The sequence below is a fragment of the Bacteroidota bacterium genome (assembly GCA_039111535.1).
Taxonomy (GTDB): Bacteria; Bacteroidota; Rhodothermia; order Rhodothermales; family JAHQVL01; genus JBCCIM01.
The window spans coordinates 1-13,906 of record JBCCIM010000170.1 but is presented as its reverse complement, the minus strand read 5'-3'; the positions used below and the strand labels follow the sequence as shown (position 1 = coordinate 13,906).

The 13,906-nt window shown below is 52.3% G+C and carries 10 protein-coding genes; 2 read left to right on the top strand and 8 right to left on the bottom strand.

The window, feature by feature from the left end; translation table 11 throughout:
- The 5 genes from AAF564_20735 to AAF564_20715 all read right to left on the bottom strand — a co-directional run.
- A partial coding sequence (locus AAF564_20735; GenBank protein ID MEM8487990.1) for a protein kinase occupies positions 1 to 2,710 on the bottom strand: 2,710 nt, incomplete at its 3' end.
- A 130-nt stretch (positions 2,711 to 2,840) separates the two neighbouring features.
- Positions 2,841 to 3,455, bottom strand: a complete 615-nt coding sequence (locus tag AAF564_20730) for a sigma-70 family RNA polymerase sigma factor (GenBank protein MEM8487989.1) — start codon at positions 3,453 to 3,455, stop codon at positions 2,841 to 2,843.
- A gap of 143 nt (positions 3,456 to 3,598) precedes the next feature.
- The gene (gene proS, locus AAF564_20725; protein MEM8487988.1) at positions 3,599 to 5,071 is read right to left on the bottom strand and encodes a proline--tRNA ligase; all 1,473 of its coding nucleotides are present in this window, start codon (positions 5,069 to 5,071) and stop codon (positions 3,599 to 3,601) included.
- Between the two features lie 437 nt (positions 5,072 to 5,508).
- Entirely contained in the window at positions 5,509 to 5,739 is a 231-nt protein-coding gene (locus AAF564_20720) for a hypothetical protein (GenBank protein MEM8487987.1), read from the bottom strand.
- A gap of 329 nt (positions 5,740 to 6,068) precedes the next feature.
- Complete coding sequence (locus AAF564_20715) at positions 6,069 to 6,629, bottom strand: hypothetical protein (GenBank protein ID MEM8487986.1); 561 nt, start codon at positions 6,627 to 6,629, stop codon at positions 6,069 to 6,071.
- Positions 6,630 to 7,078: 449 nt separating this feature from the next.
- On the opposite strand from AAF564_20715, the gene AAF564_20710 reads away from it, so the two are divergent.
- Complete coding sequence (locus AAF564_20710) at positions 7,079 to 8,686, top strand: outer membrane protein transport protein (protein MEM8487985.1); 1,608 nt, start codon at positions 7,079 to 7,081, stop codon at positions 8,684 to 8,686.
- Positions 8,687 to 9,020: 334 nt separating this feature from the next.
- On the opposite strand, the gene AAF564_20705 is transcribed toward AAF564_20710, so the two are convergent.
- The gene (locus tag AAF564_20705; GenBank protein MEM8487984.1) at positions 9,021 to 9,863 is read right to left on the bottom strand and encodes a sterol desaturase family protein; all 843 of its coding nucleotides are present in this window, start codon (positions 9,861 to 9,863) and stop codon (positions 9,021 to 9,023) included.
- A 227-nt stretch (positions 9,864 to 10,090) separates the two neighbouring features.
- On the opposite strand from AAF564_20705, the gene AAF564_20700 reads away from it, so the two are divergent.
- The gene (locus AAF564_20700; GenBank protein ID MEM8487983.1) at positions 10,091 to 11,257 is read left to right on the top strand and encodes an acyl-CoA dehydrogenase; all 1,167 of its coding nucleotides are present in this window, start codon (positions 10,091 to 10,093) and stop codon (positions 11,255 to 11,257) included.
- A 45-nt stretch (positions 11,258 to 11,302) separates the two neighbouring features.
- On the opposite strand, the gene AAF564_20695 is transcribed toward AAF564_20700, so the two are convergent.
- Together AAF564_20695 and AAF564_20690 are read right to left on the bottom strand one after the other, a co-directional pair.
- Entirely contained in the window at positions 11,303 to 12,634 is a 1,332-nt protein-coding gene (locus AAF564_20695; protein MEM8487982.1) for a T9SS type A sorting domain-containing protein, read from the bottom strand.
- A 110-nt stretch (positions 12,635 to 12,744) separates the two neighbouring features.
- Complete coding sequence (locus AAF564_20690) at positions 12,745 to 13,554, bottom strand: cobalamin-binding protein (protein MEM8487981.1); 810 nt, start codon at positions 13,552 to 13,554, stop codon at positions 12,745 to 12,747.
- Positions 13,555 to 13,906 lie beyond the last annotated feature (352 nt).

Below are 13,906 nucleotides of genomic sequence, written 5' to 3'. Positions count from 1 at the left end.
GTTCGACGCGGTACAGCGCGCGGTTTCGATTGCCGAGGACTTCCTGGATGCGGGCGATATAATACTCACCCCAGGAATCGTCAAATTCGGTGTCGTAAAGCGAGGCAATCAGGCCGGTAGCTTCTGTGTTGTTGCCCAGCGCTGCGTGAGCATCTGCCTGCCATAGTTGCGCGTAAATGTTGTTGGGTGCTACATCGAGCAACGATTGGGTGATGTTGATTACCTGTTGCCACGTAGAGTCGGCTTGCTGTTGCTGTCCGTTCCAGTGGAAGGCGTGGGCAAGGAAGCTGGACGAAATCCAGTCGCCATTTTGCTCGATAGCGGATTGCACATCAACCGCAGCCTGGTAGTTTTGTCGGGTGTAGTACAGCACACCTAGCATACGCCGCGGGATATTGGCATTGGGGCGTTGCTCGATGGCTTTGAGAAATGCTGCCTCTGCTTCGTCGGGTCGGTTGAGCAGGGTCAAAACCGTGCCAATAGAACTGTTGGCAACGTAGCTGTCTGGTGTTAATTCGCCGAGGTGCTGGAATTGCGTCAGTGCCCCTTCTTGATCTCCTGAATAGCTCAGGAAAATGCCTAATTGATTTCTGTAATTCCAGAAATTGGGTTTGAGATCGATCGCCCGGAAGTAGGCCGCCCGCGCAGCTTCAGGTTGGAAGTTGTGTTCGTGGGCACGTCCGAGCCACATGTACGCTTCTGCATTGTCGGGCTCAAGTTCGAGGGCTTCCTCCAGCGTCTCGAAAGCCATGTCGAGTTGGTTGGCGCGGACAAAAACGCTGGCGCGGTGCACAAGCACGGAGGCATTGTCTGGTGCGAGGGTGCCGGCGCGTTCGCAGCTTGCGCTAGCCTGTTCGGCAAGAGCCGGCTGGTCGCTGTTGTTAAAGTATTTCTCCCAGGTGGCCTCGCACAGGCCGGCATGTGCCGGCGCATACATCGAATCTGCCTGAATTGACCGGTTGAATTGCTGGATGGCGTAGTCGATGTAGCCGGCTTTGTCGTACCGTTCCAGGTATCCAAGGCCTTGCAGGTAATAGGAATAGGCGTCGGGGTCGCGAGGTGCAACGCGTTGAATGGCTTGCTGCTGCTGTGGTGTTAGCTGGATTCCCAGTAATTTGGTAAGTGATTCGAAAAGCTGCTCATGAAAAGCTGCCCCCAGCCTTTGGGCCGTTATCGATTCAGCCTTTAGCAGACTGGTCTCAGTGCCAACCAATGCGGTGCTTTGTGGGTCGATGAGCTTCAGTGTGAGGGCGACCACAGACTCCAAATGCTGGAAACTGCCTTCGATGGTACGGTTGGCGCCCAGGAAGTCAGCAGCCATTGAAGCGGTTTCAATGCCGGCCTCTGCTACATCGCTCATGGAGGCAACCCAGATGGGTGTTTCCGGCGTGTCGAGTTTTGGCAGTAGTTCGGTGATCATCCGCATCAAGCCGGCTGCCAGCGCTGCGCTTTGCTCATCATCTTGCGGTGATACCTCAAACGGGAGGAGTGCAATCTGCATCCCGCGTGCATTATTTGCTGTGGTAGGATTTGCTGTGGCAGGATTTGGTGTTTCTTTGCCTGTCATAAACCAGAAGGAGGTCACTGCGACGAGCAAGCCGAGCGCAACCAATACGCCGGCAAGGGGGCGCCTTTTTTCAACCCGTGTTTTCGTTTGCTCAACGACGGGAAAGTGTACAGCCAATTCGATATCCCGAATCAGGGTTGCTACACTGGCATAGCGTTTGGCAAGTGGCTTGGAAAGGCTTTTGTTGATTACGTTTTGAAGCCCGAGCGGGGCGATAGCATGTTGCGCCGGCGTAGACGGTTCTTCATTGATAATATTGTAAATGACCGACTGCGGATTGCTGCCTTTAAACGGACGCTCTCCAGCGAGCATTTCGTAAAGCAATACCCCTACGGACCAGATATCTGTGCGATGATCTACCTTGTCGCCGCGTGCTTGCTCCGGGCTCATGTATGCCGCCGTGCCCATTGTATGGCCGGATCGGGTAAGCTGCTGGTCTGCAATTTTGGCAAGGCCGAAGTCGAGGATTTTGATGACGCCATCGTTGGTTACCATCAAATTCGCCGGCTTGATATCGCGATGCACAATGCTGGCCTCATGTGCTTTGTCGAGGCCACGACAGATTTGCATGGCGTAATCGATGGCATCTTCAGGTGTTACCTCGCCGCGCTTGAGTTTGGCTTTCAAGGTTTCCCCTTCATAAAAAGCCATCGCAATGAAAATCCGCCCGTTTGGTGTGCGGTCAATCTGATAAATGGTGCAGATGTTTGGGTGGTCAAGCTGCGAGGCTGCGCGCGCTTCTGTAATAAAGCGTTCTCGTGCGTGCGTGTCGTTGCTCAGTTCGGGGGGCAGGAATTTGAGTGCAACGTGCCGGTTAAGTTCAACGTCTTGCGCCCTGTACACTAACCCCATGCCACCCGTCCCAATGAGTTCGGTGATGCGGTACTGCTTGATCTGCGTCCCGATGAACTGATAGGGGTCGATGTTACCGTTATCGTTTGGCTGAAGCCCGGGTACGACATCGCCCAGGCTGTTGAAGAAGTCTGGTGCTTCTTCGAAGTTGGTTAACAGCGATTGGAGTTCTGCCTTGAGCGCAGTGTTATCTGCGCATGCCTCATCGATAAACGCTTTGCGTTTTGACGCCGGCGTATCGAGCGCTTTTTGAAAAAGATCTGCTAGAACTTCCCAATCGACGTTTTCCATAAGGTAGCAATTCGGGTAAGTATACTGTGCGGTTTGGAAGCCAGCTTGCGGTTGCTGCCGGCCTCACAAATAAATTGTGCCATAAGGCTCCTGCACTTATACACAGTGTTTACGAAAGAAAAGGATCACATTAATCCAACTCTTCTTTTGCTTCCCGATACAACCAGGCCTGGGCCATGGCCCAATCACGCTTTACGGTGGATATAGAAATGCCGAGGGCGGTGGCCGTTTCTTCGTTCGACATCCCCCCAAAAAACTTGCATTCGATGATCTGGACCTTTCTTGGCTGCTCTTTTTCCAGCTTTTTAAGGGCATTTTCGATTGCCCAGAATTTGTCAGCCTGGTCGTCTGTTAACGCGATCTCATCTTTGAGTGCGTGGTCTTGATCAGGAATAGATACCTTTTGTATGTCACCACCGCGTTTTTTGGTGCGCCGCTTGTTTGCGTAATTGATCATGATGTGGCGCATGGCTTTTGATGCGACCATCATGAAGTGATTGCGGTTGTCCCAGTTCTGGTTTTTCTGGCCGGCGAGCTTGATGTACGCTTCGTGTACGAGTGCGGTAGTATTCATTGTATAGTCGCCACCAACCCAGTTGCGCCTGTTCGCTTTGGCGAGTTTATGCAGCTCTTCGTAGACCTTGCCAAAAAGTTTGTCCATCGCACGTTCGTCTCCCTCCTGAACGGCATTTAGGAGGCGGGTGACAGTTTCCTGGTCGATGGAATCAGGGTTTGTATCAGACATAAGACAGTACGTTAGCACGCAATAGCATGTCTAATGTAACTGCCCTCTTAGGTAAGCGCAAGGAGATTGACCCCGGAAGCGTACGGGATCTTTTGTAAAAGATTTAGTTGCCTTTTTATCCCGCACAAACGACACAGATGTACCTAGTAAGACTTCGCGAAGTAGACCCGGCCGATGGACGGCTCACCTGAAATCATGTCTTCGCCAGCTTCTGCAGCCTGCGCAAACGGAATACAGCGGATCGTGGCTTTGGTGTCCTGCTTAATTTTCGCTTCCGTTTCCTCTGAGCCATCCCAGTGGGCGAGCACAAAGCCACCTTTGTCGTTAATGACTTCTTTAAATTCATCGTAGGAGTTCACGATCGTGGTATGCTCCTCCCGGAATTTCAAAGCGCGGTCAAACAGGTTCTTCTGGATCGCATCCAGCGTCTCCTTGATGCGGGCAACGAGGCCATCCTGGGGCACCGACTCTTTTTCGAAGGTGTCTCGGCGCGCCATTTCAATCATGCCGTTTTGTACGTCGCGGGGCCCAAGGGCAAGGCGGATGGGCACACCCTGTACTTCATACTCGGCAAATTTCCAGCCCGGGCGATAGCCTTCGCGCGTATCGAACTTGACGCTGATGCCGGCAGCCTTCAGCTCTGCAACAATTTTGTCGCCGGCTTCGAGCACTTCTGCTGAGCCATCTTTCCGAAGAATAGGCACAAGCACCACTTGCGTTGGTGCAAGCTTTGGCGGTAATACGAGGCCCTGATCATCCGCGTGCGTCATAATCAGCCCGCCTATCAACCGGGTAGATACACCCCAGGAGGTGGCCCATACGTATTCGAGTTCGTTTTCCTTGTTCTGGAATTGGCAGCCGAACGCCTTGGCGAAATTCTGGCCGAGGAAGTGGCTGGTGCCGGCTTGCAGGGCTTTGCCGTCTTGCATGAGCGCTTCGATACACAGCGTATCCACAGCGCCGGCAAACCGCTCGCTTGCAGATTTGCGCCCCTTGATGACCGGCATCGCCATATAGTCTTCTGCCAGTTTGCCATAAAGGTCGAGAATCATGCTCGTTTCTTCGAGCGCTTCCTCTTGGGTGGCGTGTGCGGTGTGGCCTTCCTGCCACAGGAATTCCATGGTACGCAGGAAAAGGCGTGTCCGCATTTCCCACCGTACCACGTTTGCCCACTGGTTGATCAGGATGGGCAGGTCGCGCCAAGACTGTATCCATTTGCTGTACGTGTCCCAAATAACCGTTTCACTGGTTGGACGAATAATCAGGTTTTCTTCGAGGCGAGACGCTGGATCCGGCACCACGCCGTTGCCTTCTTCATTCACTTTCAGGCGCGAGTGCGTGACAACTGCACATTCTTTGGCAAACCCTTCGACGTGCTCTGCTTCTTTAGAGAGGAAAGATTCAGGGATGAGCAGCGGGAAGTATGCGTTTTCATGCCCTGTCTCTTTTAACATGCCATCGAGGGCATTTTTTACGTTCTCCCAGAGGGCAAATCCATTGGGCCGAATGATCATCGAACCGCGTACGGGGGAGTAATCAGCCAGTTTGGAACGACGGACAACGTCGATGTACCATTGGGCGTAGTCTTTGGAGCGGGGCGTGATAGCGTCAGCCATAGTATACACTAGATGGTGTTTTTCCAGTACAACCGCTATATACAAACCCCTCAAAAAGCCTCAAAAACGACGTTTTTGCTGAGCGGCCCGGTATTTGATGAATAGGGTAGACAGGAAATCGGAATAAATTGGAATCCTGCATGATTCCAGTGAAACAGCCGGTACAACTAGCCACGTGTGTGGAGTGTTTCTGTACTAAAGGAAGATAACACTTGCGCCAAGAGTACCTTCTGGGCTTGTCCAGCCGGCTTTGAAACCCGATACCTATCCTGTACATTAAAATGTGAAGCGCTTTTTATAAGAGTGGCCAGCATCCATACTAAACGCCTACTACCATGGAACGTGCTACAAACCTGTTATCTCACGCTGTCTTGTCAGGTGCCAATATGAAAAAAATGCTCCTGGAGCGTATTGCAACCCTCCCCTTAAATGTTTTTCTAATCGGAGTGATGGCCATTGGCCTGTCCGGCTGTTACACGCAGTTGGCTGCATCCGAGTATGAGGATTACGACGAATACGATCGTGAGCCGGCTTACGTGGAGGTTGAAGAGTATGATGACGGATCCGTTGTAGAACGTCATTACTACGAAGACGAATACTATTCGTACAATACGCCACGCAGTTACGGGCGTTATTTCAACCGGTTCTACCGTCCATGGGGCGGCCACAGCTACTATGATTCCTGGTACTACGGACCACGGTATTCTTCTTACACCGTTTACGATCCCTTCTACGATTACTGGGATCCATGGTACGGGTACTCTTCTTACTACTATTCACCGTTTAACCACTACTATGCGTATGGGTATGGCGGCGGCTACGGATATGGTGGTTATGGATATGGCTATCCGCGCTATGGATACGGCTACTACGGCGGCTATACCGGGTTTGGCGTCTATGCCCACTTGGGACACTATTCGCCTTACTACTATTCGCGTGGCAACAACTATAATGGCCGTGCTTACGGGCCTCGGGGCAGTACAACGGGACGTGGCGGCTACCTGGCAGCCAACTCTCGGCGTGCACGCTCAGCTACAGCAACACGCGGTGGTAGCACCCGTGGCAGTGCTGGCCGATCGGTAGGACGTGGTACACGTTCATCACTAAACGATGACGGTACACGTACCGTAGGACGCTCAACAACGCGGAGTGGGGCAACCCGCAGTTCTGCCGGCACAACAACCCGCGGAACCAGCACACGCTCTACCTCACGTTCATCAGGCGCAACACGCTCCGGTACCTCTACCCGCACTACGCGGAGTAGCGGCACAACAACACGTGGGACGTCTCGCTCTGGGAGCAGCACGCGTTCAACGCGCTCAAGTGGCTCTACCACACGTAGCAGCGGCAGCACGCGGTCAAGTAGTGGTTCTTCCACGCGTTCAACACGCTCAAGCGGTTCTTCTACACGGTCAACGCGTTCAAGTGGTTCTTCCACACGCTCAACGCGCTCTAGCGGTTCTACCACACGTAGCAGCGGCAGCACGCGGTCAAGTAGTGGTTCTTCCACACGTTCAACCCGTTCGAGCGGATCAAGCTCAAGAAGTTCGGGCACCACACGCTCAACACGCAGCAGTGGCTCCAGCTCAAGAAGCTCTGGTTCAAGCAGCCGCGCTACGCCAAGCAGAAGTTCTGGCTCCAGCTCAAGAAGCTCTGGCTCAAGTAGCCGTGCAACACCGAGCAGAAGTTCAGGCTCTAGCAGCCGTGGCTCTAGCTCAAGAAGCTCAGGCTCTAGCAGCCGGGCAACACCGAGCAGAAGCTCTGGCTCAAGCAGCCGGGCTACGCCGAGCAGAAGTTCTGGCTCATCAAGCCGAAGCTCAGGTTCTTCCAGCCGGAGTTCAGGTTCTTCGAGCCGAAGCAGCTCGCGCCGCGGTAACTAACGGACTTATTTATACCACCTTATTGCTTGCACATTGCGTAAGCCGGGGAAAGGCCCGTGCCTTAGTACGGGCCTTTTTTATGCCCTTTCGCGATCCAATTTTATACAACATCCATCGTTATACATACATGAATTACTGTTTCGATCATCCGCAAAAAGGCTTAATGACTGCTTTGTTGAAGAAGACGGGACTCGTGCTGGCAGGCTTGCTCCTGCTTGTCCCCGCACAATCTTTGCTGGCGCAATCTGCTGAAGACGCACTGCTCTTTACGCAGCGGCTGCCGGCAACTGGCGCACGCTCGATTGGTCTTGCCGGTGCCGGCCGCGCAGGATTGGCTGATTACTCGGCGTTCTATACAAATCCTGCCGGCCTGGGCTTTTTGCGCACGTCGCAGGTATCCGGTGCACTGAGTTTTCTCTCAGCCACAAATGATGCACAGGTAAATTTCCCGAATAGCTCCGAATTTTTCACAGAGGAACTGACGGACCAAAGCCTGGGCAACTTTGCCGGCGCATTCAAGGTGCCGACAAACCAGGGTTCACTGGTGATTGGTGGGGCGTTTAATCAAACAAACTCGTTTGAGCGCACGCTGAGCTTTGCCGGCCTGGTCAACAGTGGGTCGATCACGGACGTACTCTTGCCTTTTGATGATGAGTTTGAAGTGGTGGAAGAGAACGGGAGCTTTTTCCCCGCCTTTTTCTCAGATCTGCCTGAAATTGCATACCTCGGCGGCGCCATTGAATTTCTGCCTGAAAACGTAGGTACGGGAGACGGCCTCTTTTATCAGGCTGTTAACCCTGGCTCGACCATTGAACAGGCCAGCGACGTGTTTCAGGAAGGCCGGATGAAAGACTTCAGCTTTGGCGGTGCTTTTGAAGCTGCGCGAGGCGTGATGGTTGGTGCAGCATTGAATTTCAATGTAGGCTCATACGAGTTCCAGAGTGTCTTCGATGAGTTTGATATCAACAACGAAAACACGGAAGACCTCTACATTGTGTTGGATGGGGACAACGAATTGCGCGGGTTTGACCTGGTCACTTACGAAGAGCGGTTCATTTCGGACCTCGTGGGTGCCAATCTCCGACTCGGTGTTTCTGCGATGGCAAACAAAGACCTGCGCGTAGGTATTACCCTGGAGTCGCCTACCTTTTATCGGGTTGATGAGCGCTTTGATACCATCATCTCTACCGAATTTGATAACGGTGCTTTCCTGAGTTATGGTGGATTGTCTGGCGATGTTGGCCGTGGCACATTTGAGTATGACATTACCACCCCCTGGCGATTTGGCGCCGGCCTTGCGTACGAAGTCTCTGGCCTCACCATAATGGGCGACATCGAATTTGTCGACTGGACGCAGCTGGAACTGGATGCCAATGTTGATCGCGACCTGTTCAACAGCATAAACCGGACCATCCGCAACGATTTTCAGGCGGTAATCAATACACGCATTGCTGGTGAGTTCAGCATCAACAACCTGATGCTCCGCGCCGGTTATGCCTTCCAGCCTGATCCGATTGATACGCGCCTCACGGGCACAGACGGTTCGTCGGTTAATCGCGACAAAGCCTACTTGTCTGCCGGCCTCGGATACAAGTTCTCTGAGAAATTTGTCATCGACGTGGGCTGGATGCAGGAACGCCAGGACGACCTCTACGCCCCCGACTTTGTTGACTACGTTGTCAACGAAGAGGTCACCCGAAGCTTCTTCGTCGTCGGAATGAGCGTGCTGTTCTAAACAAGTTTGCTTCCGTTCAAAGGGCCAGTCTCAGGTGAGGCTGGCCCTTTTTTAGTGTCGAATGTCGATTGTCGAATGCCGATTGAGGGGTGGCAGGCTGCCTTGCTCCTGTCATCTTGAGCTGTGCGAAAGATCTCTTCAGGGTTAGCACAGCTCAATCCCCACGAGCCGTTCCCGCAACCTATCCTGAGCCCCATGAAGAATCTCTGCATGGGGCTCATTGGTCGTCATCCTCCCTTTTCCAGGTCATCCTTCGCGAAGCGAAGGATCTCTCCATCATTACCTCTGCAGCAATCTCTGCTATGCTGTACTTCTCTCAACTGCCAGTGCCCGGTTACAGCACCTCTTCTTCCTCGTAGTCAATCCGTGGGCGGTAGCGTTGGAACGGGATTTTGAGCATGGCCCATACGTTGCCGGCGTCCTCTTTCTGCATGTAGGTGTCGACGCCATAGCGAAGCTTGTCATTATCCACTTCGATGTAAGTACCGAACAGTCGATCCCAGAAGGAAAAAATGTTGCCAAAATTGGCGTCCGTGTAAGGCATGCGGTAGTGGTGGTGGACCCGATGCATGTTAGGCGTGCAGAATACGAGCACCAATGCATTGTCGAGCCATGCCGGCATGCGCACGTTGGAATGGTTGAATTGTGTGAGCACAACCGACATCGTTTGGTATAGAAATACCATCCACATCGGCGCACCGATCAGCAGTACAGCCATTGTGGTGAATACGAAGCGGAATACGCTTTCGCCGGGGTGGTGACGGTTTGCTGTCGTTGTATCGACGTTTTGATCCGTGTGATGAATCAGGTGAAACTTCCACATCCAGGTGACGCGATGCTCCACGTAGTGTACAAGCCACGCCGCAATCAAATCCATCAATAATATGCCTGTAATCGCATATAACCATAAAGGCATATTGACCCACTGAATCAGCCCAAATTCGTTTGCAACAGCCCAATCTGACGATTTAACGAGGATGAAGGCCATCGAGAAGTTTACAACAATGGTTGTGAGCGTGAAGAAAATATTCACCGCTGCGTGTTTCCATTTGTTGTACGTGAACGAGAAAAGCGGGATGGCGCTTTCGATCAGCCAGAAGATGGTCAGGCCGCCCACCAAAATAAAGGTGCGGTGGGTGGTTGGGATGTTTGCGAAATACTCGATCAGGCTTTCCATGGGTAGGGTACTGCTTGTGTCTGTAGTGTGCCTGGGGCGACACGGTGGTGGTGGTATTGCGTCGCTCGTTCAATCTTTTCCAGGCGTAAGGTAAACAAAATCTCGGTATATGGGTATTGCTTAACACTGTTAACTTGTCGATGTATTTAGCTACGGCACTGTGAAATCGTCAAAAGCCGGCGCTTGATCGAAATCGAAATTCTGTATAAACGCTTACCTGGCATGCCATGAATTTTACCCTCACTGAAGAACAACTCATGATTCGTAGTGCAACACGTGAATTTGCACAGAATGAACTCAAACCTGGGGTGATCGAACGGGATACACATCAAACGTACCCTGAGGCGCAGGTCAAGATGATGGCCGAGATGGGATTGTTGGGGATGACTGTGGCGCCCGAATACGGCGGGAGCGGCATGGATACCATTTCTTATGCTATTGCCGTGGAGGAGATCTCAAAAATTGACAACTCCTGTTCCGTGATCATGTCGGTGAACAATTCGCTGGCGTGTTGGGGCATTGAAACGCATGGTAGCGATGCCCAAAAAGCGCAGTACTTGCCGGCCCTCGCCAGTGGCGAAAAGCTTGGCGCCTTTTGTCTCTCGGAGCCCGAAGCCGGCAGCGACGCAACACAGCAACACACAAAAGCAGAAGACCACGGCGATTACTACTTGCTTAATGGCGTGAAAAACTGGATTACCAACGGGAAGAAAGCCGGTGTTTACATCGTGATGGCGCAGACCTATCCGGAGAAGAAGCACCGCGGCGTAAACGCATTTATTGTTGAGGCCGACTGGGAAGGGGTATCAACCGGGCCCAAAGAAGACAAGCTGGGCATTCGCTCGTCAGATACGTCGTCGGTGATGTTTAAAGATGTGAAAGTCCCGAAAGCCAACCGTATTGGCGAAGATGGATTTGGCTTTACCCACGCCATGCAAACCCTGGATGTGGGACGCATCGGGATTGCTGCACAGGCCGTTGGCATTGCCGCCGGCGCGTATGAACTGTCGCTGGCTTACGCGAAAGAGCGCGAAGCTTTTGGTAAATCGATTATCAAGCACCAGGCGATTGCTTTCAAATTGGCCGACATGGCCACGCAAATAGAAGCTGCGCGCATGATGGTCTATCGCGCTGCATGGCTAAAAGATCAGGGTAAATCGTATAATCGCGCCGCTGCTATGGCCAAGGTGTATGCATCAGAAGTAGCCATGGCTGCCACAGTGGAGGCAGTTCAGGTTCACGGCGGATACGGATTTGTAAAAGAGTACCACGTTGAGCGCCTGATGCGCGACGCCAAAATCACACAGATTTATGAGGGTACCTCGGAGATCCAGCGATTAGTTATCTCACGAAGCATCAATAAAGGCCAACCGTACATTTCGGTTGAAGGTTAAAGGTTGAAAGCAGGATGTGCCCACCTTCAACCTTCAACTTTAAACCTATTTCAGAAGGAGGACGGACCCGGTCAGGACTTGCGCGCCCGTTTCCAACCGATACATGTAAGTGCCGTTAGCGAGGTCGTTGGCCTGGAAGGCCTGCGTATGGTAGCCAGCCGGCAGCGTGCCGCTGAACAATTCTTTGACTTGCCGTCCCATCGCGTCGTATACCGTAAGCTTGATTTCGCTTTCAATCGGTAGCGTAAAGGCAATGGTTGTTGTCGGATTAAACGGATTTGGGTAAGCCGGATGCAGGCGTGTTGCTGAGGCAACCGGCAGGTTTACCGCAACCACGTCTGAATATTCAAAAGCACCATCAAAATCTACCTGCTTGAGGCGGTAGTATGCCGTTTGTCCTTCGAAACCGGCGAAGGTGTGGCGGAACTGGTAGCTAATGTCTTCTTCAGAAACACCGTTTCCAGGGACAAAACCCACTTTGCTGAATTCGCCATCAGCTGCAGTTGAAAATTCTACGTCGAAGCCGGCGTTGTTCAGTTCACTTGCAGTTGTCCATGAAAGCGCCACAGCATCTCCGTCTACAAGACCTGAGAACGAAGTCAATTCAACAGGCAGCAGGCATTGCGATTCGCCCGTGCTGATGTTGGTTGCAACACCGTAGCTGACGGTATCAAAATGGTAGAGCGACATGCGGTCCATTTTGAACAGCGTTGAGCGTCCGGATACTTCCAGGCGGTACGTGCCCGGTGTATCAATCAGTGCGTACACCTGGTGAGGTCCGTCTTCGGTATGCGCCGCGTAGTTCCACTCATCATTGCCTCTGCCCTGGTATACTTTAAACCAGGTATCCTGGCCGAGGTCGATTACGTCGCCGCCCTCGGTGCGGGCTTCAACTTCGTTGTCGCGGAATCGAATAAAGGCGTCATTATGCTCTGTAGGGTGTGGTGCAGCTGTTCTATACAGAAAGCGATACACGCCCGTTTGGGTAATCTGAATGGGATACGTTAGAATACCACCACCTGCGCTATCAATAACGTTGTTGGGGTTGTCGTATTTCCATTCGTAATAGCCGGTGCCGGTATAGCCAGTGAGGTCGGTACGAAACGTCCAATCGTCAGATACGGGAGCAGATTCTACCTCCATGATTACGAGGCCGTTCTGCTCGACAAAAACACCGTCACAACTGGCATGGATGCGGTCTTGTCGGTTGTTGTCAAGTCCTTTAGCAGATTGTGCCTGGGCACTGGTTGTGAATCCTGTGCTCAGCGCAAGCGCAAATAATGCACTAAAAAGGCTTGTTTTAAAGAAAGAGGGTTTATGTGAGAAACGGGATGATGTTTGGTCCCGCGTTGAGATCGGTAACAGTTGTTGTAGCATGGGTTGGATAGCGTTTTCCTGCAACATGAATAGAACATCAGTTTATCATTCCAGAATATCTGAAGTTTGGAATGCGAACAAAAGGAGTGCCGGATTTTTGGCAATTGGTTTTAGGATGATTCGGGTGTAGCCCCGGCGATAAGTGAGGCAAGGGCATCCAGCCCATCTGTGAGGCATGCCGGCCCGGGTTGCAGGATGATGGCCGGGTCCATTTCGTGCACTTGTTTGTTCTGAATAGCTGCAATGTTTTGCCAGCCGGGGCGCGCATATACTGCGTCGTGATCCAGCTTTTTACCGCACCAGCAGCCAATAAAGAGATCTGGATTGGCTGCAATAACTTCTTGGGAGGTGACATGCCGGGCTGCGGAGGCGGCGCCGGCTGCCCGGTTTGCAAAAATATTTTCACCGCCGGCGAGCGAAATGAGCTCGCTAACCCACTGAATGGCTGAAATCTTCGGATCGTCCCATTCTTCAAAATACACCCGCGGTCTTACTGCCGGCGTATTGGCCTTGAATGTGTTGATACGCGCGACATACGTGTCTACGAGGGCTTCTGCGCGGTCATTTGCCCCCACGAGCCGGCCAATCATCAGAATGACCTGTAAAATTTCGGCGATAGACCGCTGATTGAAAATGACAACCTGTAGGTTTTCCTTGATGAGCTTGTTGGCATAGTCTGCCTGAACATCTGAAAATCCAATGACAAGATCGGGCTTCAGCGCCTTGATCCGCTCGACGCTGCCGCCAACAAATGCAGATACGACCGGTTTCTCTTTTTTTGCATGCGCCGGCCGCTCCGTGTACGCCGTGATGCCCACAATACGCTCCGCTTCCCCAAGCAGGTAGAGAATTTCAGTTGGCTCTTCAGTGAGGCAAACGATGCGTTCGGGCGTGCGCCGGATGGATAGGGCTGAAATCATGGCGTTGTTGAATGTCGGTTAAGGGATAGCAACCCGTTTTGCACCTGTCATCCCGGGCTTTCGAAGGAGCGCAATCTCTTGAATATCGAATAACGATCAAGGAACTCTGAATTTCGAAGGTTTGTTTTCCTCACTGTCTCGTCCTGCTATAGGTTTACAGCAAAGGAAGTAAACCATGGAAAAACGAGTAATAAAGCGCTATAGTATATCATTCAAGAAACATCTAGTGGGAGAATATGAGTCTGGTGCATCCTTGAGTGCTCTAGGGAGGCGCTATGGGATAAGTCATGCAAGTATAAAGAAGTGGATTTCTCAGTACGCACGTTCAGGACTCAGACATCAGCTTATGCAT